This is a genomic window from Paenibacillus sp. V4I9 (assembly GCF_030817295.1).
In the GTDB taxonomy this organism is placed as follows: domain Bacteria; phylum Bacillota; class Bacilli; order Paenibacillales; family NBRC-103111; genus Paenibacillus_E.
This window is the reverse complement of sequence record NZ_JAUSZE010000001.1, coordinates 7,011,965-7,034,729: the sequence shown is the minus strand read 5'-3', so window position 1 is coordinate 7,034,729 and position 22,765 is coordinate 7,011,965. Positions and strand designations below refer to the sequence as shown.

At 44.0% G+C, this 22,765-nt stretch carries 25 protein-coding genes and 1 other annotated feature; all 25 genes read left to right on the top strand.

Annotation, left to right across the window (positions count from 1 at the left end; all coding sequences use genetic code 11):
- The first annotated feature begins 16 nt into the window (after window positions 1–16).
- The 25 genes from rlmB (at window position 17) to rplV (ending at window position 22,755) form a co-directional block, all read left to right on the top strand.
- On the top strand, window positions 17–757 hold the full coding sequence (gene rlmB / locus QFZ81_RS32420) for a 23S rRNA (guanosine(2251)-2'-O)-methyltransferase RlmB (protein WP_057304275.1): 741 nt from the start codon (window positions 17–19) through the stop codon (window positions 755–757).
- A 5-nt stretch (window positions 758–762) separates the two neighbouring features.
- Window positions 763–1,275, top strand: a complete 513-nt coding sequence (locus QFZ81_RS32415) for an NYN domain-containing protein (protein ID WP_307437794.1) — start codon at window positions 763–765, stop codon at window positions 1,273–1,275.
- 119 nt (window positions 1,276–1,394) lie between these two features.
- Window positions 1,395–2,039: an RNA polymerase sporulation sigma factor SigH gene (gene sigH, locus QFZ81_RS32410; protein ID WP_028557511.1), complete on the top strand. Its 645-nt coding sequence runs from the start codon at window positions 1,395–1,397 to the stop codon at window positions 2,037–2,039.
- A gap of 224 nt (window positions 2,040–2,263) precedes the next feature.
- Window positions 2,264–2,413 carry a 50S ribosomal protein L33 gene (rpmG, locus tag QFZ81_RS32405; protein WP_079418041.1) on the top strand — a complete coding sequence of 50 codons (150 nt, stop codon included), beginning with the start codon at window positions 2,264–2,266 and terminating at the stop codon, window positions 2,411–2,413.
- 19 nt (window positions 2,414–2,432) lie between these two features.
- Window positions 2,433–2,645, top strand: a complete 213-nt coding sequence (gene secE, locus QFZ81_RS32400; protein WP_029196474.1) for a preprotein translocase subunit SecE — start codon at window positions 2,433–2,435, stop codon at window positions 2,643–2,645.
- A gap of 24 nt (window positions 2,646–2,669) precedes the next feature.
- Complete coding sequence (nusG, locus tag QFZ81_RS32395) at window positions 2,670–3,203, top strand: transcription termination/antitermination protein NusG (protein ID WP_029196473.1); 534 nt, start codon at window positions 2,670–2,672, stop codon at window positions 3,201–3,203.
- 137 nt (window positions 3,204–3,340) lie between these two features.
- Complete coding sequence (gene rplK, locus QFZ81_RS32390) at window positions 3,341–3,766, top strand: 50S ribosomal protein L11 (RefSeq protein ID WP_028557508.1); 426 nt, start codon at window positions 3,341–3,343, stop codon at window positions 3,764–3,766.
- A 120-nt stretch (window positions 3,767–3,886) separates the two neighbouring features.
- Window positions 3,887–4,579: a 50S ribosomal protein L1 gene (gene rplA / locus QFZ81_RS32385; RefSeq protein ID WP_307437809.1), complete on the top strand. Its 693-nt coding sequence runs from the start codon at window positions 3,887–3,889 to the stop codon at window positions 4,577–4,579.
- A gap of 54 nt (window positions 4,580–4,633) precedes the next feature.
- Window positions 4,634–4,788: a sequence feature (ribosomal protein L10 leader region), on the top strand.
- 65 nt (window positions 4,789–4,853) lie between these two features.
- Complete coding sequence (rplJ, locus tag QFZ81_RS32380) at window positions 4,854–5,363, top strand: 50S ribosomal protein L10 (RefSeq protein ID WP_307437811.1); 510 nt, start codon at window positions 4,854–4,856, stop codon at window positions 5,361–5,363.
- A gap of 54 nt (window positions 5,364–5,417) precedes the next feature.
- Entirely contained in the window at window positions 5,418–5,783 is a 366-nt protein-coding gene (gene rplL / locus QFZ81_RS32375) for a 50S ribosomal protein L7/L12 (RefSeq protein WP_029196469.1), read from the top strand.
- Between the two features lie 145 nt (window positions 5,784–5,928).
- Window positions 5,929–6,525: a class I SAM-dependent methyltransferase gene (locus QFZ81_RS32370; protein ID WP_307605954.1), complete on the top strand. Its 597-nt coding sequence runs from the start codon at window positions 5,929–5,931 to the stop codon at window positions 6,523–6,525.
- A gap of 415 nt (window positions 6,526–6,940) precedes the next feature.
- The gene (rpoB, locus tag QFZ81_RS32365; protein WP_047683204.1) at window positions 6,941–10,480 is read left to right on the top strand and encodes a DNA-directed RNA polymerase subunit beta; all 3,540 of its coding nucleotides are present in this window, start codon (window positions 6,941–6,943) and stop codon (window positions 10,478–10,480) included.
- Window positions 10,481–10,549: 69 nt separating this feature from the next.
- Entirely contained in the window at window positions 10,550–14,170 is a 3,621-nt protein-coding gene (gene rpoC, locus QFZ81_RS32360) for a DNA-directed RNA polymerase subunit beta' (protein ID WP_307437819.1), read from the top strand.
- A 190-nt stretch (window positions 14,171–14,360) separates the two neighbouring features.
- Window positions 14,361–14,612, top strand: a complete 252-nt coding sequence (locus QFZ81_RS32355) for a ribosomal L7Ae/L30e/S12e/Gadd45 family protein (protein WP_307437824.1) — start codon at window positions 14,361–14,363, stop codon at window positions 14,610–14,612.
- A gap of 163 nt (window positions 14,613–14,775) precedes the next feature.
- Window positions 14,776–15,195, top strand: a complete 420-nt coding sequence (gene rpsL, locus QFZ81_RS32350) for a 30S ribosomal protein S12 (protein ID WP_028557500.1) — start codon at window positions 14,776–14,778, stop codon at window positions 15,193–15,195.
- Window positions 15,196–15,239: 44 nt separating this feature from the next.
- A complete protein-coding gene (gene rpsG, locus QFZ81_RS32345) occupies window positions 15,240–15,710 on the top strand; it encodes a 30S ribosomal protein S7 (RefSeq protein WP_047683198.1) in 471 nt (156 codons plus the stop codon).
- 38 nt (window positions 15,711–15,748) lie between these two features.
- Window positions 15,749–17,824 carry an elongation factor G gene (gene fusA / locus QFZ81_RS32340; RefSeq protein ID WP_307437828.1) on the top strand — a complete coding sequence of 692 codons (2,076 nt, stop codon included), beginning with the start codon at window positions 15,749–15,751 and terminating at the stop codon, window positions 17,822–17,824.
- A gap of 39 nt (window positions 17,825–17,863) precedes the next feature.
- Window positions 17,864–19,054, top strand: coding sequence for an elongation factor Tu (gene tuf, locus QFZ81_RS32335; RefSeq protein ID WP_047683193.1), 1,191 nt, complete (start codon window positions 17,864–17,866; stop codon window positions 19,052–19,054).
- 242 nt (window positions 19,055–19,296) lie between these two features.
- On the top strand, window positions 19,297–19,605 hold the full coding sequence (gene rpsJ, locus QFZ81_RS32330; protein ID WP_028557496.1) for a 30S ribosomal protein S10: 309 nt from the start codon (window positions 19,297–19,299) through the stop codon (window positions 19,603–19,605).
- 45 nt (window positions 19,606–19,650) lie between these two features.
- Window positions 19,651–20,274, top strand: a complete 624-nt coding sequence (gene rplC / locus QFZ81_RS32325) for a 50S ribosomal protein L3 (RefSeq protein WP_028557495.1) — start codon at window positions 19,651–19,653, stop codon at window positions 20,272–20,274.
- A 16-nt stretch (window positions 20,275–20,290) separates the two neighbouring features.
- Window positions 20,291–20,917, top strand: coding sequence for a 50S ribosomal protein L4 (gene rplD / locus QFZ81_RS32320; RefSeq protein WP_029196462.1), 627 nt, complete (start codon window positions 20,291–20,293; stop codon window positions 20,915–20,917).
- Window positions 20,914–21,204, top strand: coding sequence for a 50S ribosomal protein L23 (gene rplW / locus QFZ81_RS32315; protein WP_028557493.1), 291 nt, complete (start codon window positions 20,914–20,916; stop codon window positions 21,202–21,204). Before rplD ends, rplW begins: the two co-directional genes overlap by 4 nt.
- 30 nt (window positions 21,205–21,234) lie before the next feature.
- A complete protein-coding gene (gene rplB, locus QFZ81_RS32310; protein WP_028557492.1) occupies window positions 21,235–22,065 on the top strand; it encodes a 50S ribosomal protein L2 in 831 nt (276 codons plus the stop codon).
- 48 nt (window positions 22,066–22,113) lie between these two features.
- The gene (gene rpsS / locus QFZ81_RS32305) at window positions 22,114–22,392 is read left to right on the top strand and encodes a 30S ribosomal protein S19 (protein WP_307437841.1); all 279 of its coding nucleotides are present in this window, start codon (window positions 22,114–22,116) and stop codon (window positions 22,390–22,392) included.
- A 30-nt stretch (window positions 22,393–22,422) separates the two neighbouring features.
- Window positions 22,423–22,755 carry a 50S ribosomal protein L22 gene (gene rplV / locus QFZ81_RS32300; protein ID WP_047683189.1) on the top strand — a complete coding sequence of 111 codons (333 nt, stop codon included), beginning with the start codon at window positions 22,423–22,425 and terminating at the stop codon, window positions 22,753–22,755.
- Window positions 22,756–22,765: the final 10 nt, after the last annotated feature.

Sequence of the window (22,765 nt, the reverse complement as noted above, 5' to 3'; positions counted from 1 at the left end):
TTTAGGAGGAACAGGAATGGATGAAGAATATATCGGCGGGAAGCACTCCGTTCTGGAGGCGCTTCGTGCAGGTCGGACGATTAATAAAATATGGATCGCAGAAAGTGCTCAGAAGCAATTCGCAGGTCCTATTGTAGCGGAAGCCAAAAATGTAGGCATTATTGTTCAGTTTACGGACAAGCGCAAGCTGGATCAAATGGCTGAAGGACTTCAACACCAAGGGGTTGTAGCGCAAGTTGCTGCCTATGAGTATGTCGAAGTAGAAGATATTCTAGCTAAGGCCAAAGAGCTCGGGCAAGAACCATTTATCCTGATTCTTGATGAGATCGAGGATCCGCATAATCTGGGTTCGATCCTGCGAACAGCAGACTGCACAGGTGTACATGGCGTCATTATTCCCAAACGTCGTTCCGTCGGACTTACGGCTACGGTTTCCAAGACTTCAGCTGGGGCTGTTGAATATGTTCCCGTTGCACGTGTGACGAATATCGCACAGACGATTGAGAAATTGAAGGAACAGGGAGTCTGGGTCGCTGGAACGGATGTAACCGCTGCTCAAGACGTGTATAAAGCTAACTTTAGTATTCCAATAGCACTTGTTATCGGTAATGAAGGTAAAGGTGTGGGGCGATTAATTAAAGAGAAATGTGACTTCTTAGTTAAGCTTCCGATGGCGGGACATGTGAATTCTTTGAATGCGTCCGTTGCCGCGGGTGTATTGATGTATGAAGTGGTTAGACAGCGTAATAAGAGTTAAATGAAATGGAACAATTTCTGATTGTTGATGGCTACAATATTATCGGCGCTTGGCCGGAGTTGAGTAAGCTGAAGGACACGGATCTGGAGGGCGCTCGCGATCAGTTAATTCATATGCTGGCTGAGTATCAATCCTACTCGGGTATGAAGGTGTACCTTGTTTTTGATGCCTATATGGTACCGGGACTTGGTAAGAAATATGTGCAGAGTAAGCTTATAGTACTCTATACCAAAGAGAAGGAAACGGCAGATGAACGGATCGAACGCCTGGTCACGAATCTGATGGGAAGACGTAAGCAGATCTACGTAGCCACCTCGGATATGATTGAGCAGCATGTCATTTTCGGTAAAGGAGCTCTTCGGATGCCCGCTGGTGAACTGCTAGTCAAAATCAAACAGAATCGCAAAGAAGTGCGAGAACGCATTCATCCTGAATCTTCATCCAAGCGTAATCCGTTCGAAAGTAAACTGAGCCATGAGCTCAAAGAGCAGTTCGAGCGGTGGCGAAGAGGAGAGTGAATCCTCCAAATGCTAGAAATGGTGCGGTTCCCCGTTGACGGTGTGAGTTTTCTTCATGTATACTTAACCTAAACTTTTATTGTGAATCTGGGTAGTCCTGCAGGCCGGAGGGATTGTTGGTGAGTGTCGACCTCAAAGAACTGAGAATGTATGATTATGACCTCAAGCCAGATGAAGACATCGTCGAAGCAGTCCGTGAAGGCAGTAGCGAAGCGTTGGAATACCTTATCAACAAATATAAGAATTTCGTACGTGCCAAAGCACGTTCTTATTTTTTGATAGGTGCAGACCGAGAAGACATTGTGCAGGAAGGTATGATAGGTTTATATAAATCTATTCGCGACTTCCGAGGAGACAAGCTTGCTTCATTCAAAGCCTTTGCTGAACTGTGCATCACGCGGCAGATCATCACGGCGATCAAAACAGCAACGCGTCAGAAGCACATTCCTCTTAATTCCTACGTGTCATTGGACAAGCCTATCTATGATGAAGATTCTGATCGTACGCTGCTTGACGTTATTAGCGGTTCCCGGGTTACAGATCCTGAGGAGCTTGTAATCAATCAAGAAGAGTTTACGGGCCTTGAAGATAAAATGGGAGAGATATTAAGTGACCTAGAGCGCAGGGTACTGATGCTCTATCTCGATGGCAGATCGTATCAAGAAATTGCCGTTGATCTCGATCGTCATGTGAAGTCTATTGATAATGCTCTTCAACGTGTTAAACGCAAGCTTGAACGTTATCTAGAAGTCCGAGATTTGTAGGAAGTACCCGCGCCGCTTAAGCTGTGCGGGTGTTTTTCTTTGGGAGAATGTTTAACAATTGTCTAGGGAGTCTATACTGATGATACTCTCGCATTTATGAGACTTCTGCCTTGACACCCTATTACGGGTTGTGATAAAGTATTTCAGGTAGCCCTAAAAGTCGCTTTCTTTTTGACGCGCTTAGAAGGGCTTTAATTAGAAAGTGTCTGTAGGAGGTGTACATCATGCGGGTCATCATCACATTAGCGTGCACAAATTGCAAACAAAGAAACTATGCATCCACTAAAAATAAGCGCAACAATCCCGACCGTATTGAGTTGAAGAAATATTGCAAATTTTGCAATGAACATACTGCTCATCGCGAGACTAGGTAGTTCTTTGGAGGTGTAGTTTGTGGCGTTCTTGGCTAGAATGAGACAAAGCTTCGGATCCACTTTTTCCTTCTTCACCGACAGTTGGTCAGAACTCAAAAAGGTCAAGTGGCCAAGTCGCAAAGAGATGACTACCTATACGCTTGTCGTATTGGGTACTGTAGCTTTTGTTGCCATCTATTTTTTTGTGCTGGATCTAGGAATTTCTGAGTTGCTGCGCCTTGTTTTTAAATAAACAGGACTATAGGTGAATTTATTCATGGAAAAAAGATGGTACGTCGTACATACCTATTCAGGGTATGAGAACAAAGTGAAAGCCAACTTAGAGAAACGCGTTGAATCTATGGAAATGACGGACAAGATCTTCCGTGTGCTTGTGCCTATGGAAGAAGAACTGGTAAACAAAGACGGCAAGAAAAAAGTCGTCATGCGTAAAGTTTATCCAGGTTATGTCCTCGTAGAAATGATTCAAACGGATGACTCTTGGTATGTTGTACGTAATACGCCAGGAGTAACTGGATTCGTAGGTTCTACTGGATCCGGCTCTAAACCGACTGCATTATTACCTGAGGAAGTTGAATCTATCCTGAAGCATATGGGTATGGAAGAGCCGAAGGAGAAAATCGACTTCGAACTCAAAGAAACCGTACGCGTCAAGGTGGGACCTTTCGCAAACTTTGTCGGCTCTGTTGAAGAAATTGTTGCTGACAAGGGTAAACTTAAGGTGCATGTCAACATGTTTGGTAGAGAAACCCCGCTTGAGCTCGATTTCGACCAAGTGGAAAAGCTATAAAACAAGACAACCAAGGGTTTCTACCAGGTCTATTCCTCGGGATAGACCTTCGTTAGTGGGATGGATAGCAAATCCCAAAGTAGAGAGACTTTGATTCCATCAAAGATCCCTATATTCTATGCAAGGAGGTGTCTATCATGGCAAAAAAGGTTATTAAAATCGTGAAGCTTCAAGTTCAAGCTGCGAAAGCAAATCCAGCACCACCGATCGGTCCAGCATTGGGTCAAGCAGGTGTGAACATTATGGCTTTCTGTAAAGAGTTTAACGCTCGTACTGCTGATCAAGTTGGTCTTATCATTCCGGTTGAAATCACAGTATTCGAGGATCGTTCCTTTACATTCATCACTAAAACGCCTCCGGCTGCAGTTCTTCTTCGCGTCGTTGCTGGTATCGAAAAAGGATCCGGTGAACCAAACAAAAAGAAAGTTGCAACTGTGAAACGCGCAAAAGTTCGCGAAATCGCTGAACAAAAAATGCCTGACCTAAATGCTGCATCCGTTGAGGCTGCAATGCGTATGGTTGAAGGTACTGCTCGCAGCATGGGAATCGTCATCGAAGATTAATTCCGCAAGGAATGCGGTTAAACGGTAAGCTAAGCTTACGAAGTGAGTTTTCTCTGTGAAAACTCTTCAGCCGCTCGGTGGGAGGATTATCCGCTAATACCACTAAGGAGGATATTTAAAATGCCTAAACACGGTAAAAAATACCGCGAGGTATCTCAGCTTGTTGACGCTGAAGCCTTGTATGATCCGTCAGAAGCAATCGAGCTTGTTAAGAAAACAGCTCCTGCTAAATTTGATGAAACTGTAGATGTTGCAGTTCGTCTGGGTGTTGACCCAAGAAAACAAGATCAGGCTGTTCGTGGTGTCGTTGTACTTCCACACGGTACTGGTAAAACGAAACGTGTACTTGTATTTGCCAAAGGCGAGAAAGCGAAAGAAGCTGAAGCAGCTGGTGCAGATTTTGTTGGTGATGCTGATATGATCAACAAAATTCAACAAGGTTGGTTCGAATTTGACGTTTGCGTAGCTACTCCAGACATGATGAGTGAAGTTGGTAAACTGGGTCGTATCCTCGGGGGTAAAGGTTTAATGCCAAACCCTAAAGCAGGAACAGTTACTTTCGACGTTACCAAAGCTGTTCAGGAGATCAAAGCTGGTAAAATCGAATACCGTCTTGACAAAGCAGGACAAATCCATGCTCCACTTGGTAAAGTATCTTTCGATGCGGATAAGTTGAACGAAAACTTCAAAGCATTGGTTGATGCGCTTGTTAGAGCGAAACCAGCAGCTGCTAAAGGTGTTTACCTGAAAAACATTGCTGTATCTTCGACAATGGGACCTAGTGTTCGTGTGAACCTGTCATCCTTCAGATAAGTAAAAGCTACCAGTTGACTTCGGTTGCTGGGCGTGATACTCTATCAAAGGTCATAAAAATGAATATGCAAACCGTAGACAGTAGGTGCCAACGTGCTTAATTTCCTACCGAGGTGTTATGATATATATAGCGATTTCTTTGTACATCAGGGAAATAGTGAACACATCATGCCTTCGTAGCGTCTACGAAGGCATTTCTTATTTTAATAAGGAATGCTGATGCTCCTACTGTTTGCGATCTTGAAAGATAAATGCATAAGAAGTGAGGTGTACTATGGCAAACGCGAAAATTCTTGCACAGAAAGAACAAGCAGTAGCTGAAGTAACTGAAAAGTTCAAAGCTAGTGCTTCTACAATCATAGCAGACTACCGCGGTTTGAACGTAGCTCAAGTAACACAGCTGCGTAAAACCTTGCGCGAAGCTGGTATTGAATTCGTAGTTCTCAAGAACTCGTTGGCTAGACGCGCATCAGCAAATGCTGAATTAAGCGCATTGGATGAGTACCTAACAGGTCCAACTGCTATTGCTTTCAGCAATGACGATCTAGTCGCTCCAGCGAAAATCTTGACTGAATTTGCGAAAAAGAATGATCAATTGAGCGTAAAAGGCGGCGTGGTCGAAGGCCGCGTAGTTGGATACGATCAAATCAAAGCACTTGCTGAACTTCCATCCAGAGATGGTCTTCTCTCCATGTTGCTTAGCGTTCTTCAAGCTCCAGTTCGTAACTTTGCACTTGCTGTTAAAGCAGTTGCTGAGAAAAAAGAAGCTGAAGGTCAAGCTTAATTTTGTTTTACAACAACAACCACAAAATATATGAATGATAATGGAGGTTTAACCATGAGCAACAATGCAACGATCCTAGAAGCAATCAAAGGCATGACAATCTTGGAATTGAACGACCTGGTTAAAGCAATTGAAGAAGAGTTTGGCGTAACAGCAGCAGCTCCAGTAGCAGCTGGCGGTGGCGCAGCAGTAGCAGTTGAAGAAGCTCAAACTGAGTTTGACGTTATCTTGACTAGCGCTGGCGCATCCAAAATCAACGTAATTAAAGTAGTTCGCGAAATCACAGGTCTTGGCCTGAAAGAAGCGAAAGACTTGGTTGATGGCGCTCCTAAAGCAGTTAAAGAAAAAGTTAGCTCCGAAGAAGCAGAAGCTGTTAAAGCTAAGCTTACAGAAGCTGGCGCATCCGTAGAAGTTAAGTAATCTTTCAATAGGAAACCTCTTGAAGCTTGACTTCAAGAGGTTTTTTTAACCGTTATAAGATGAGGTTTTTACCCTTAGGAAAGCCTTAGGAACGCTCTCGTTATTTGATTTTCCTAAAGGTAAAAGTGGAGGAGGAATTCATAACGTGTCAGAGCATTACTATACGGCGCGTCCGACGGTTAAACGAGATGTTCACACTATGCAAGAAGTGCTGCGTGGCAAAACATATACGTTCCTGACGGATGCGGGAGTCTTTTCGAAAAAAGGTGTCGATTATGGTAGTAAGCATTTAATTGAAACCATGCAGCTGCGCGAGGATGCTAAGGTTCTTGATGTCGGGTGTGGTTACGGTCCTATTGGGCTAAGCGCTGCTGTGATGTGTCCGAAAGGGCATGTGACAATGGTTGATATCAATGAGAGAGCGATTGAGCTTTCTATTGATAATGCGAAGCGTAACGGAATTACGAATGTGACCATCCTCCAAAGTGATCTCTTGGAACAAGTAAAGGAGCAGCGTTTTGACGCTGTTTTAACCAATCCACCGATTCGTGCCGGCAAGGAAGTCGTTCATCGCATTTTTACAGAGACTTATGATTGTTTAGTTGACGGCGGGTCTATCTGGGTTGTTATTCAAAAAAAGCAGGGTGCTCCATCGGCCATGAAAAAACTCGAGTCTTTGTACAATGAAGTTACTGAGGTATCCAAAGATAAAGGGTACAAAATTCTCAAAGCCACGAAGTAGTCGAGACCAAAGTCTCTTCTCATTAAATGTGATCACTCATCCATGAATGGCCTTGTTAGAGGTTTTGTTACAATCGAGGGAATTTGTTTGACTTGACATTTCAAATGTGGTATTATTAAAAAATGTCAGTATTAAGATGGGACACATGTCTTTAGTTAACAAAAATGTCAAGTGTTTTTTTCTTCCGGGATGAATAAAATTTGAACTTGTAACGTATAATGTTTGAATTTTAGGAAACTCTAACAGGATGGGAAGAAATATTTGGAAAAGTCTTATTGATTACAGGGAAAAACCTTCCTTCATACAGTCGCTTAATTCGGACGGGCTCCACTAACGGAGGCGTCCTGAGTGTACGTCGGTAGAAGTTTTTCTTCTTCTTTTTATTTATTGAGTAGAGTTGAGGGGTGAATGAAAGTTGGCGGGACATCTTGTTCAATTTGGACGACGTAAACGCAGGACTTATGCACGAATTAATGAGGTGCTGGGCATTCCAAACCTGATTGAAATCCAGCAAAAATCGTATGAGTGGTTTTTGGAAGAAGGACTTCGCGAGATGTTTCAGGATATCTCTCCGATCCAGGATTTTACAGGTAACCTAGTACTGGAGTTTATTGACTATAGCTTAGGCGAGCCTAAGTATTCAGTTGATGAATCCAAAGAACGCGACGTAACCTATGCGGCGCCGTTAAGAGTCAAAGTCCGTTTGATTAATAAGGAAACCGGTGAGGTCAAAGAACAAGAAGTGTTCATGGGGGATTTCCCTATCATGACTGACACGGGAACGTTCATTATTAACGGTGCGGAGCGTGTAATCGTCTCCCAGCTCGTTCGTTCACCCAGTGTTTATTATAGCACGAAAGTGGATAAAAACGGCAAAAAAACATATACCGCAACCGTCATTCCGAACCGTGGAGCCTGGTTAGAGCTTGAGACTGATGCGAAAGATATCATCTATGTTCGTATCGATCGCACGCGTAAAATTCCAGTAACTGTCCTTCTTCGTTCCTTAGGATTTGGTACAGATGCTGAGATTTTGGATTTGCTCGGTGATAATGAATACATCCGTAATACGCTCGATAAAGATAACACGGATTCTACGGAAAAAGCGTTAATCGAAATCTATGAGCGACTTCGTCCGGGTGAGCCTCCTACACTAGATAATGCTAGAAGCTTGATCGTTGCTCGTTTCTTTGATCCGAAGCGTTACGATTTGGCCAATGTAGGTCGCTACAAAATCAATAAAAAACTTCACATCAAAAATAGATTGTTCAATCAACGTTTGGCTGAAACACTGGTGGACTCCGAGACTGGAGAAATCATTGCAGAAGCTGGGCAACTGCTTGATCGTCGTGTGCTAGATGAAATCCTTCCTTTTATTGAAAAAGGTGCAGGATATCAAGAATTTACGATTCCTAAAGGTGTAACGGGTGCGGATACGATTCCGGTTCAGTGCATCAACGTTTATTCACCAACAGAAGAGGGCAAGGTCGTAAAAGTTATTTCTAACGGTGTTATTGATAAAACTGTCAAAAACATCACGCCTGCCGATATTATTTCATCCATTAACTATTTCATCAATTTGCTTCACGGTATCGGAAATACGGATGATATTGACCACTTGGGTAACCGTAGACTACGTTCTGTAGGTGAATTGCTGCAAAATCAATTCCGTATTGGTCTTTCCCGTATGGAGCGTGTTGTTCGTGAACGTATGTCGATTCAAGACGCGAATGTGATTACTCCGCAAGCATTAATCAACATTCGACCTGTTATCGCATCGATCAAAGAGTTCTTCGGTAGCTCCCAGCTTTCTCAGTTTATGGACCAAACGAATCCACTTGCTGAATTGACGCACAAAAGACGTCTATCAGCACTCGGACCCGGCGGTTTGACGAGAGAACGCGCAGGTATGGAAGTTCGTGACGTGCATCACTCTCACTATGGCCGTATGTGTCCAATTGAGACGCCAGAGGGACCGAACATTGGTTTGATCAACTCCTTGTCTACGTTTGCTCGTATCAATGAGTATGGCTTCATTGAGGCGCCATATCGTTGGGTAGATCCGAAGTCAGGACTTGTAACCGACCAAATCGCTTACCTGACAGCAGACGAAGAGGATAACTATGTTATCGCTCAGGCGAATGCACAATTGACGGAAGATAATAAATTCGTTGAAGACGCAATTATCGTTCGTTATAAGGATGACAACTTAACACTTCCGGTTGAACGTGTCGATTACATGGACGTTTCTCCGAAGCAAGTTGTTTCCGTGGCAACGGCGTTAATTCCGTTCCTTGAAAATGATGACTCCAACCGTGCGCTTATGGGTTCAAACATGCAGCGTCAAGCGGTTCCGCTTTTGATCCCGAAAGCACCTCTTGTAGGCACAGGTATGGAACATAAGGTCGCTAAAGACTCTGGAGTATGTATTGTCTCCAAATTCGATGGAATTATTGAGAAAGCTGCTGCGAACGAAATTTGGTTACGTCGCCAAGAATTGGTCGATGGCAAACTGGTTAGCGGCAACATCGTCAAATATAAACTCCACAAATTTATGCGTTCTAATCAAGGTACGTGCATTAATCAACGCCCGATTGTCAAAAAAGGCCAATTGGTTAAAGCGGGCGATATTCTTGCTGACGGACCTTCAACAGAGCAAGGTGAATTGGCGCTTGGACGTAACGTTGTCGTAGCTTTCATGACTTGGGAAGGTTACAACTACGAGGATGCGATCTTGCTTAGCCAAAAGCTTGTGAAAGAAGATGTATACACTTCTATTCACATCGAGGAGTACGAGTCCGAAGCTCGTGATACGAAGCTGGGACCTGAAGAAATCACACGTGATATTCCGAACGTTGGGGAAGATGCACTGAAAAATCTTGACGAGCGCGGTATTATCCGTGTCGGTGCCGAAATCGGCGCAGGCGATATCCTTGTTGGTAAAGTAACACCTAAAGGTGTAACAGAGCTGACAGCGGAAGAAAGATTGCTGCATGCAATCTTCGGTGAGAAGGCTCGTGAGGTTCGCGATACATCCCTTCGCGTACCGCATGGTACAGATGGTATCGTTGTTGATGTGAAAGTATTTACTCGTGAGAACGGCGATGAGCTGCCTCCTGGTGTGAACCAACTCGTTCGTGTCTATATCGCACAAAAACGGAAAATTTCCGAAGGCGATAAAATGGCGGGACGTCACGGTAATAAAGGGGTAGTTGCACGTATTCTTCCGGAAGAAGATATGCCTTTCCTTCCAGATGGTACACCGGTTGAAGTTGTATTGAATCCACTAGGGGTTCCTTCACGGATGAATATCGGTCAAGTTCTTGAAGTTCACTTAGGTATGGCTTCCAAGTACCTGGGTATCCATGCAGCAACGCCAGTATTCGATGGAGCGCGTGAGTATGACGTGTTCGATGCGATGGAAGAAGCAGGTATGCAGCGTAGCGGTAAAACGATTCTGTACGATGGTCGTACAGGTGAGTCGTTCGAACGCGAAGTTACCGTTGGTGTCATGTACATGATTAAACTGGCGCACATGGTTGATGATAAAATCCATGCCCGTTCAACAGGACCTTACTCCCTTGTTACTCAGCAGCCGCTGGGTGGTAAAGCGCAGTTCGGTGGACAACGTTTCGGGGAGATGGAGGTATGGGCACTCGAGGCTTATGGAGCTGCTTATACACTGCAAGAAATTCTTACTGTGAAGTCCGATGACGTTGTAGGCCGTGTGAAAACATATGAGTCTATCGTTAAAGGCGAGAATGTTCCAGAGCCAGGTGTTCCGGAATCATTCAAAGTTTTGATCAAAGAGCTTCAAAGCTTAGGTATGGATGTTAAAATCCTTTCCGGCGACGAAGAAGAGATCGAAATGAGAGAAGCCGACGATGACGACGAAGTCACTAGCGATAAATTAAACCTAAACTTAGAGGGCTCTGAATTAGGAGTCAACGAATAAAGAACACCACAATAGATCGAGAACGATTCACTGCATAGTGGGTTTAAATTCTTAAAGGAGGGTTGCTCCTTGATGGACGTTAACAACTTCGAGTTTATGAAAATCGGCTTGGCATCACCCGATAAAATTCGCTCTTGGTCCCGTGGGGAAGTAAAGAAGCCGGAAACGATTAACTACAGAACCTTAAAGCCTGAGAAAGAAGGTCTTTTCTGCGAAAAGATCTTCGGGCCTACCAAAGATTGGGAATGTCATTGCGGTAAATACAAACGAGTTCGTTATAAAGGCGTTGTTTGTGACCGTTGTGGCGTTGAAGTAACACGTCAAAAGGTACGTCGTGAGCGCATGGGTCATATTGAACTTGCAGCTCCGGTATCTCACATTTGGTACTTCAAAGGTATTCCAAGCCGTATGGGACTTGCGTTAGATATGTCTCCAAGATCGTTGGAGGAAATTATCTACTTCGCTTCCTATGTGGTAACTGATCCAGGGGATACGCCTTTGGAGAAGAAACAACTGCTTTCCGAGAAAGAATACCGCAGCTATCGCGAGAAGTACGGTTATGCTTTCCAAGCGGGAATGGGTGCGGAAGCCGTTAAAAAGCTTCTAATCGACATTGATATCGAGCGTGAAGTAGATACACTCAAAGAAGAACTCAAAACAGCGCAAGGTCAACGTCGTAATCGTGCGATTAAGCGTTTGGAAGTTATGGAAGCTTTCCGTAACTCGAAGAATTTACCGGGTTGGATGGTTCTGGATGTACTTCCAGTCATCCCTCCAGAGCTTCGTCCGATGGTACAGCTCGATGGTGGCCGCTTCGCGACTTCTGACTTGAATGATCTGTATCGCCGCGTTATCAACCGTAACAACCGTTTGAAGCGATTGCTCGACCTAGGCGCTCCGGATATCATTGTTCAAAATGAGAAACGGATGCTGCAAGAAGCGGTTGATGCTCTTATCGACAACGGTCGTCGCGGCCGTCCGGTAACAGGCCCTGGTAACCGTCCTTTGAAATCCCTCAGCCATATGCTGAAAGGTAAACAAGGACGTTTCCGTCAAAACTTGCTCGGTAAACGTGTTGACTACTCCGGTCGTTCCGTTATCGTTGTAGGTCCTAACCTGAAGATGTACCAATGTGGTCTTCCGAAGGAAATGGCACTTGAGTTGTTCAAGCCTTTCGTGATGAAAGAGCTTGTGAATAAAGGTTTGGCCCATAACATCAAAAGTGCAAAACGTAAAGTTGAGCGCGTAAGCCCAGATGTTTGGGATGTTCTTGAAGAAGTAATTAAGGAGCATCCGGTTCTTCTGAACCGTGCCCCTACGCTGCATAGACTTGGTATTCAAGCTTTTGAACCGATTCTGGTTGAAGGCCGCGCGATTAAGCTTCATCCGCTCGTTTGTACAGCTTACAACGCTGACTTCGACGGTGACCAAATGGCCGTTCACGTACCATTGTCTTCTGAAGCTCAAGCCGAAGCTCGCTTGCTCATGCTGGCGTCAGGTAACATTTTGAATCCGAAAGACGGTAAGCCTGTTGTTACGCCTTCACAGGATATGGTTCTGGGAAGCTTCTATTTAACAACAGACAACAAATTCGCTAAGGGTGCTGGTTCTATTATTAGAACAGTACATGAGGCAGTATCGTCTTATCAATCGGGCAAAATGGCCCTACACGCACGGGTTGCTATTCCTGCAAGAGCATTGAACAAAGTTAGTTTCACTGAGAAACAGCAAAATGCAATCTTGATCACGACGATCGGCAAAATCATTATGAATGAGATTTTCCCTAGCGACTTTCCATTCATTAATGAACCAACCAAAACGAACCTGCTGAACGGGATTCCTGATGCTCACTTTGTGTTCGAAAAAGGTGCTGATCTTAGAGCTATTATGTTGGAACGTGAAGAGAACAAAGCGGTAGGTAAAGAATATCTCGGTTCTATCATTGCTGAGTGTTTCCGTAAATACCACACAACTCAAACGTCCATGATCCTTGATAAAATTAAAGAGCTTGGATTCACGTACTCCACCAAAGCGGGTATTACCGTAGCTGTCTCTGACGTTGTTGTTCCTACTGAAAAAGTAGCAATCCTCAAAGAATGTGAAGAGAAAGTACGTGTAGTTACGAACCAATACCGCCGTGGTTTGATTACAGATGAAGAGCGTTATGACCGTGTTATTGCGATCTGGAGTAAAGCGAAGGATGAAATCACAGATATTTTGATGAAATCCCTTGATAAATACAACTCTATTAGCATGATGGTTGAATCCAAAGCCCGGGGTAATAAATCACAGATTACACAGCTTGGCGGTATGCGTGGTTTGATGGCGAATCCATCTGGTAAAATTATGGAGTTGCCAATTAAGTCGAATTTTCGTGAAGGTTTGACAATCTTGGAGTACTTTATTTCAACGCACGGAGCGCGTAAAGGTCTTGCCGATACAGCGCTACGTACTGCTGACTCCGGTTACCTGACTCGTCGTCTCGTTGACGTTGCACAAGATGTTATTGTTCGCGAAGATGATTGTGGAACAGATAAAGGCTTCATGGTTAGCAAAATTCAAGATGGTAAAGAGGTTATTGAAGATCTCTATGACCGTATTGAGGGTCGTTATGCTTATGAAACCCTTCGTCATCCGAAAACAGGTGAAGTCATTGTTCAACGCAATGAACTTATCGAATCGGGTATTGCAGATACAATTATTGAAGCAGGTATCGAGAAACTTCAAATTCGTTCCGTTCTTAGCTGCCGCACCAATCATGGTGTTTGTAAGAAATGTTACGGTCGTAACTTAGCGACTGGCCAATTTGTTGAGGTTGGTGAAGCAGTAGGTATTATCGCTGCTCAATCCATCGGTGAGCCAGGAACACAGTTGACGATGCGTACGTTCCATACCGGTGGTGTTGCCGGAGATGATATTACGCAAGGTTTGCCGCGTATTCAAGAGCTCTTCGAAGCTCGGAATCCGAAAGGTCAAGCGATCATTTCTGAGATTGATGGTACGGTCAAAGAAATTCGTGAAGCCAAAGATCGTCGTGAGATTGAAGTTCAAGGCGAAGCGGAATCGAAAGTATACGCAGTTCCTTACGGTTCACGTGTACGTGTTTCATTGAATCAACAAGTGGAAGCTGGAGACGAGTTGACTGACGGTTCTATCGATCCGAAGGAAATGCTCCGTATCAAAGGTATCCGCGGCGTGCAGAACTACATTCTGCAAGAGGTTCAACGCGTGTATCGTAATCAAGGGGTAGAAATTAACGATAAACATATCGAAGTTATGGTTCGCCAAATGCTGCGGAAAATCCGTATCGTTGACGCTGGAGATACAACGCTTCTTCCTGGTTCCTTCGTAGACATTCATGAATATGAAGCAGCCAACAAAGTAGCCTTGTTCGCTGGTAGTGAGCCTGCTGTTGCAAGACCTATCTTGCTCGGTATTACTAAAGCGTCCCTAGAGACCGATTCCTTCCTATCTGCAGCGTCTTTCCAAGAAACGACACGTGTCTTGACGGATGCAGCGATTAAAGGCAAGGTTGACCAATTGCTTGGTCTTAAGGAGAACGTTATTATCGGTAAACTTATTCCTGCAGGTACAGGTATGCCTCGTTACCGGAACATCCGTATTACGGATCCGAACGAAGTTCTTGTACAAGACGAGGATCTTGAAAAAGAAACTGTCACTGTTGAATAGATTCGCTATGTAATCATGAGGGATGGCCACTTTATTATGAAGTGTGCTGTCCCTTTTGATATACTTTTACTAATCTAGTAAGAATAATAAAATATAAGAAGTTATTCCTTGACACCCGGAGATCAAAGTGCTAATATATCGTAGTGTGCCTAAGTCGATATTCTTTCCTTTTCTTTGAAGGGGGTGCCTTATGTCTTATGATAAAGTCAAACAGGCGGAGAATATAAGAGTAGGTACGAAGAAAGTTACAAAAACAGTCGAACAAGGTAAGGCAGTCGAAGTTTTTGTTTCCAAAGATGCAGATCCGCGATTGACGATAAATCTGGTAACTCTCTGTATGCAGAAGGGTGTACCTGTTACCTATGTTGATTCTATGAAGATGCTAGGTAAAGCATGTGGAATTGAAGTTGGAGCTGCGGTAGCAGCTGTTGTAAATGAATAAGCGCTAAAGACGTTTTTGTTAGTGGCTATAGCCTACATAAGTTCTTGTAACTTTTTGCAGCTATCCATGGCAAGGACTTTCTCTTTGCTCATTTATGACTCGCCTGGATCTGTGGGCTTGCAAGAAGAACATCATGTTATGAATGTAGGGAGGAGGTGGCGATATGCCAACAATTAACCAACTAGTACGTAAAGGTCGTCAAGCGAAGGTGGATAAGTCTAAATCACCAGCTTTGCAAAAAGGTTTTAACGCTTTGAAAAGAGAAGCAACGGATTTGAGTGCACCTCAAAAACGTGGTGTCTGCACGCGTGTAGGTACTATGACTCCTAAGAAGCCTAACTCCGCACTTCGTAAATATGCACGTGTTCGTTTAACGAACCGCGTAGAGGTGACAGCTTACATTCCAGGTATCGGTCACAACCTGCAAGAACACAGTGTTGTATTGATCCGTGGAGGTAGAATTAAAGATCTTCCAGGGGTACGTTATCACATCGTACGTGGCGCGCTGGATACTTCCGGTGTTAACAACCGTAAGCAATCCCGTTCCAAATACGGTACAAAACGTCCGAAAGTTAAAAAATAAGAGATAATAATCAGGGATGATTCTTATAAGAAAGGGGGATAACTATGCCTCGTAAAGGTCCAGTTACTCGCAGAGACGTATTGCCAGATCCAATTTATAATAGCAAACTTGTCACTCGTCTTATCAATCGTATCATGATTGATGGAAAAAGAGGGGTAGCACAGTCCATTTTATACAACGCTTTTAACCTCGTGAAAGATCGTACAGGTAAAGAGCCGATGGAAGTGTTCGAAGCAGCTATCAAAAACATTATGCCAGTGCTAGAAGTTAAAGCTCGCCGTGTTGGTGGAGCGAACTATCAAGTACCTATCGAAGTAAGACCTGATCGTCGTTCGACATTAGGCTTGCGTTGGTTGGTAAACTACTCACGTCTACGTGGTGAGAAGACGATGGAAGAAAGATTGGCTTATGAAATCATCGATGCTAGCAACAGCACTGGCTCTTCCGTTAAGAAACGTGAAGATACACACAAAATGGCTGAAGCTAATAAAGCATTCGCTCACTATCGTTGGTAGAATTCTAAATCAATATCAGAAAGGAGACATAACGACCTATGGCTAGAGAGTTCTCCTTAAAAAACACACGTAATATCGGGATCATGGCTCATATCGATGCTGGTAAAACGACAACAACAGAGCGCATTCTGTACTATACAGGTAAAGTTCACAAAATCGGAGAAGTGCACGAAGGTGCAGCTACGATGGACTGGATGGAGCAGGAACAAGAACGTGGAATCACGATTACTTCCGCCGCTACAACTGCGCAATGGGAAGGTCACCGCATCAATATTATTGATACCCCGGGGCACGTTGACTTTACCGTTGAGGTAGAGCGTTCCCTTCGTGTGTTGGATGGAGCAGTTGGTGTATTTAGTGCGAAAGAGGGCGTTGAGCCTCAATCGGAAACAGTTTGGAGACAAGCTGATAAATACAACGTTCCACGGATTGCTTACGTAAACAAAATGGATATCATCGGTGCAGACTTCTTGCAAGTTGTTGAATCCATGCGTCAAAAACTTGGTGCAAATGCAGTAGCTATTCAACTTCCGATCGGTGCTGAGAATGATTTCAAAGGCATCATTGACTTGGTTGATGAAGTTGCTTATATGTACAAAGATGATCTTGGTAAGGACATCGAGAAAATCGAAATTCCTGCTGAGTTCAAAGATCAAGTTGCTGAGCTTCGTTTGGAATTGATCGAGAAAGTTGCTGAGCTTGATGAAGAGCTTACTATGAAATATCTCGAAGGCGAAGAAATCACTGTTGATGAGATCAAAGCAGCTCTACGTAAAGGTGTTTGCGAAGTGAAAATCTTCCCAGTTATCGTAGGGTCTTCTTACAGAAACAAAGGTGTTCAATTGATGTTGGATGCAGTTATTAACTACCTGCCATCCCCTCTTGATGTACCTGACATTAAAGGTGTGCTTGACGATGGTACTGAAGTGGTTCGTAAGTCTGCTGATGATCAACCTTTCTCAGCGCTTGCGTTTAAAATCATGACAGATCCTTTCGTTGGTCGTCTTACGTTCTTCCGTGTTTACTCTGGTACCTTGAACTCCGGTTCCTACGTTGTTAACGCAACAAAAGGAAAACGTGAGCGTGTTGGTCGTATTCTACAAATGCATGCGAACGCACGTCAAGAAATCAGCATTGTATATGCAGGTGATATTGCCGCGGCTGTTGGATTGAAAGATACAACAACTGGTGATACACTTTGTGATGAGAAAAACCCAGTTATTCTTGAGAGAATGGTCTTCCCTGAACCGGTTATCCAGCTTGCTGTTGAACCGAAAACGAAAGCCGATCAAGATAAAATGGGTATCGCATTGCAAAAACTTGCTGAAGAAGATCCTACTTTCCGTGCTTCTACAGACGAAGAAACAGGACAAACGATCATCGCAGGTATGGGTGAGCTTCACCTTGAGATCCTCGTTGACCGTATGCTTCGTGAGTTTAAAGTTGAAACCAATGTAGGTAAACCACAAGTTGCTTATCGTGAAACATTCCGTGCGGCAGCTAAAGTTGAAGGTAAATTCGTTCGTCAATCCGGTGGTCGTGGTCAATACGGACATTGTTGGGTTGAGTTCGAACCACAAGAAGCTGGCGTAGGCTTTATCTTCGAAAACAAAGTTGTGGGCGGGTCTATTCCTAGAGAATTCATCGCACCTATTCAAGCTGGTATCGAAGAGTCCATGAAGAATGGTGTAATCGCAGGATTCCCTCTTGTGGATATCAAAGCTACAGTTGTTGATGGATCTTACCATGATGTTGACTCCAATGAAATGGCGTTCAAAATCGCGGGTTCCATGGCACTTAAAGCAGCTAAAGAAAAATGTAAACCGGTTCTTCTTGAGCCAATCATGAAGGTTGAAGTTACTGTACCAGAAGAGTACATGGGCGATGTTATGGGCGACCTTAACTCCCGTCGTGGACGCATTGAAGGTATGGATAGCCGTCATGGAGCACAAGTCATTCGTGCTAAGGTGCCTTTGTCCGAAATGTTTGGATATTCCACAACACTTCGTTCGAGAACACAAGGCCGTGGTGTTTACTCCATGGAACTTTCGCATTATGAAGAAGTACCTAAGTCCATTGCAGAAGAAATTATTGCAAAAGGCAAAGGCGCTTAATATAAAACTATTAGTCACTCTAAGGAGGAATCGTTTAAAATGGCAAAGGCTAAATTTGAACGTAACAAACCGCATGTTAACATCGGTACTATCGGTCACGTTGACCATGGTAAAACAACTTTGACAGCAGCTATTACAACTGTATTGTCCAAAAGATACGGTGGAGCTGCAGTAGCATTCGACCAAATAGATAAAGCACCAGAAGAGCGCGAGCGCGGTATCACAATCTCCACAGCTCACGTTGAGTACGAAACACCTAACCGTCACTACGCACACGTTGACTGCCCAGGACATGCTGACTATGTTAAAAACATGATTACTGGTGCTGCTCAAATGGACGGAGCGATCTTGGTTGTATCCGCAGCTGACGGCCCTATGCCGCAAACTCGTGAGCACATCCTTCTTTCCCGTCAAGTAGGCGTACCTTACATCGTAGTATTCCTTAACAAATGTGATATGGTTGAAGACGAAGAGTTGCTTGAATTGGTTGAGATGGAAGTTCGCGACCTTCTTAACGAATATGAGTTCCCAGGCGATGATACTCCAATCATCCGTGGTGCAGCTCGTGAAGCTCTTGCTAACCCAGAAGGTCCTTGGGCTGACAAAATCATCGAGTTGTTCGAACAAGTTGATACTTACATCCCAACTCCTGAGCGTCAAACTGACAAGCCTTTCCTTATGCCAGTTGAGGATGTATTCTCAATCACTGGTCGTGGAACAGTTGCAACTGGTCGTGTTGAGCGTGGTACTGTTAAAGTACAAGAAGAAGTTGAAATCGTTGGTATCGCTGAAGAAACTCGTAAATGCATCGTAACTGGTGTAGAGATGTTCCGTAAATTGCTTGATTCCGCTCAAGCTGGTGACAACATTGGAGCTTTACTTCGTGGTGTAGACCGTAAAGATATCGAGCGTGGACAAGTACTTGCGAAACCAGGTTCAGTTAAACCACACACGAACTTCACAGCACAAATCTACGTTCTAACTAAAGAAGAAGGTGGCCGTCATAAGCCTTTCTTCACAGGTTACCGTCCACAGTTCTACTTCCGTACAACTGACGTAACGGGTATCATCTCCCTTCCAGAAGGCACTGAGATGGTTATGCCTGGTGATAACATCACTGTTACTGTTGAACTAATCAACCCAATCGCAATCGAAGAAGGAACACGCTTCGCGATTCGTGAAGGCGGACGTACAGTTGGTGCGGGCGCGGTTGCAACAATTCAAAAGTAATACCTATATATAGAAGAAACACTCACCGTTTAGGCGGTGGGTGTTTTTTTTTATGCATATGCCTAAAATTTCGCTTGCTTTTCGTTTTCAAATTTTATATAATATAAAACGTTGGTCTGTGACGTTGCGATGATGCGAAAGGTTGCCGACACACCTGGCCCCTTTGCCATGGGGATGGTTGTTGGAGAATTTTCGCGGAGTATGTCCGATAATAAATTGGGCGATAGAAGGAGGGACTTATCATGGCAAAGCAAAAAATTCGTATCCGTTTGAAAGCTTATGATCACAGAATTATTGATCAATCAGCTGAGAAAATCGTGGAAACTGCCAAGCGTTCCGGTGCAGGTGTATCCGGTCCGATTCCGCTTCCGACAGAGAAGCAAATCATCACGATTCTTCGTGCGGTGCACAAGTACAAGGATTCGCGTGAGCAATTCGAAATGCGTACGCATAAGCGTCTTATCGATATTGTGAATCCAACACCACAAACAGTTGATGCTCTAATGCGTTTAGACTTACCGTCTGGCGTTGATATTGAGATCAAACTGTAAAACAACTATAGAATGAACGTTTAGGAAGGAAATGAGGTGTCAACGATGAAAGGTATCTTAGGAAAAAAACTTGGGATGACACAGTTGTTTACTCCGGAGGGTAATGTAGTTCCGGTAACTGTCATTCAAGCGGGACCATGTGTGGTACTGCAAAAGAAAGATGTGGATAACGACGGATATGAGTCGATCCAAATCGGTTTTGATGATGTGAAAGCTAGCAGAATCATTAAACCAGAGCTTGGCCATGCGAAAAAAGCAGGGGCAACGCCTAAGCGCTACGTTAAAGAAATTCGTGGCATTCAGTTGGGTGACTATGAAGTTGGTCAAGAACTGAAAGCAGATCTGTTTACAGAGGGCGAATTCGTTGATGTAACGGGTACTTCCAAAGGTAAAGGTTTCCAAGGTAACATCAAAAGACATAACCAATCCACAGGCCCTATGGCTCACGGATCACGTTATCACCGCGGTCCAGGTTCCATGGGTTCCATTCAAGCAAACCGCGTTCCTAAAGGTAAGAAATTGCCAGGGCACATGGGTAACGAAACAGTAACTTTGCAAAACCTGCAAATCATTAAAGTAGATGCTGAGCGTAACGTGTTGCTAGTTAAAGGTTCCATTCCGGGTCCTAGAAACAGCTACGTTAGCGTGAAGTCTGCTGTGAAAAAGTAAGAAAGGAGGAAGACAGATGCCAAAAGTAGCTTTATATAATGTAACAGGTGCTCAGGTAGGAGAAGTTGAACTGTCTGACGTTGTTTTCGGAATTGAGCCTCACGTTCATGCGATCCACGAAGCTGTTCTTTTACAACAAGCAGCTGTGCGTCAAGGAACACACAAAACAAAAGGTCGTTCGGAAGTTCGTGGCGGTGGTCGTAAACCTTGGAAACAAAAAGGTACAGGTCGTGCGCGTCAAGGTAGTATTCGTGCTCCACAGTGGAAAGGCGGCGGTACCGTATTCGGACCGACACCTCGTAGCTATGGTTTCAAATTGCCTAGAAAAGTTCGTCGCTTAGCGATCAAATCCGCTTTGTCCTCGAAACTTATCGATAACAACTTGATCGTATTGGATCAGCTTCAATTGAACGCTCCAAAAACGAAAGATTTCGTAGCTATTTTGAACAACCTGAAAGTAGATCGTAAAGTATTAGTTGTAGGCGTTGCTAACGACTCCAATGTTGCTTTATCTGCTCGTAATATCCCAGGTGTGAAATTTGTTGCTGCTGATGGAGTTAATGTTCTTGATGTCATGTTATATGACAAATTGATCATTACACAAGAAGCTGTACAGAAAGTTGAGGAGGTGCTTGCACAATGAAAAATCCACGCGACATTATCAAGCGCCCGATCATCACTGAGCGTACAAGCGACCTAATGGCTAACAAAAAGTATGTTTTCGAAGTGGATCTTCGCGCTAACAAAACAGAAATTAAACAAGCTATTGAAGCTATCTTCAAAGTAAAAGTTACAAATGTAAACACATTGAGAATGCCAGCTAAGCCTAAACGTTATGGCAAACACTCCGGTTACACTTCCATCTGGAAGAAAGCTATCGTGTCCCTAAGCGCAGAAAGCAAAGAATTGGAATTCTTTGAATCGGTATAACCCATTTCTTGAAGTAAGGAGGAAATCAGAGTGCCAATTAAAAAATATAAACCAACCTCACCAGCTCGACGTGCGATGTCGGTTTCTACTTTTGAAGAAATAACAACATCAACACCGGAGAAATCATTGCTTGCTCCTCTGTTCAAGCATGCTGGTCGTAACAACCAAGGTAAAATTACGGTTCGTCACCATGGTGGTGGACACAAGCGTAAATACCGTATCATCGATTTCAAACGTACTAAAGATGGAATACCAGGACGCGTTGCTACAGTTGAGTACGATCCTAACCGTTCCGCAAACATCGCATTGATTCATTATGCTGATGGCGAGAAAAAATACATCATCGCTCCTAAAGGTCTTAAAGTGGACGATCGTATCGTTTCTGGACCACAAGCAGATATCAAAGTAGGTAACGCTCTTCCATTGGAAAACATTCCAGTTGGTACAGTTATCCACAACATTGAGTTGAAGCCTGGTAAAGGTGCACAACTAGTGCGCGCTGCCGGTACGGAAGCTCAACTTCTTGGTAAAGAAGAAACTTACGTAACCATTCGCCTTTCATCCGGTGAAGTTCGTAAAGTCCTTAAAGTTTGCCGCGCAACAATCGGTTCTGTTGGTAACGAAGATCACGAGCTCGTGAAAATCGGTAAAGCAGGACGTAATCGTTGGAAAGGCAATCGTCCACAAGTTCGTGGGGTCGTAATGAACCCGAATGATCACCCACACGGTGGTGGTGAAGGACGCGCACCAATCGGACGTAAATCACCTATGTCACCATGGGGTAAACCGACGCTTGGTTTCAAAACTCGTAAAAAAGGCAAAGCATCCGATAAATACATTGTACGTCGCCGTACGAAGTAATCTAGGATATATCAATTCTCTTGAGGTTCAAGGAAGGGAGGAACACCCATGGGTCGCAGCTTAAAGAAGGGTCCATTTATTGATGGATACTTACTGAAAAAAGTAGAAGACTTGAACACATCCACCAAAAAACTGGTTATCAAAACGTGGTCCCGTCGTTCTACGATTTACCCGCAATTCGTTGGTCACACTTTCGGAGTATATGATGGAAGAAAACACGTGCCTGTGTATGTAACCGAAGATATGGTTGGACACAAGCTTGGTGAATTTGCACCAACTCGTACTTACAAAGGTCACGATGACGACAAGAAAACCGGAAAACGTTAATTTCATTTTTAACCGAGAGGAGGTACTACCATGCAAGCTAAAGCAATATTGAACCACGCTCGGATTGCTCCTCGTAAAGCAAAGCTAGTTGTTGACTTGATTCGGGGGAAAGCGGTAGGTGAAGCGATTGCGATTCTGCGTCACACGCCTAAAGCAGCTTCTCCTATTCTGGAGAAACTACTGAATTCCGCAATTGCGAATGCAGAGCATAACTATTCATTGGATCTTAACAAACTTGTTGTTTCTGAGACGTATGTTAACCAAGGACCAACAATGAAAAGGTTCCAACAACGTGCAATGGGCCGCGCTAGCGCGATCAAAAAACGTACCAGCCACATTACAATCGTGGTATCTGAAAAATAAGGAGGGGTAA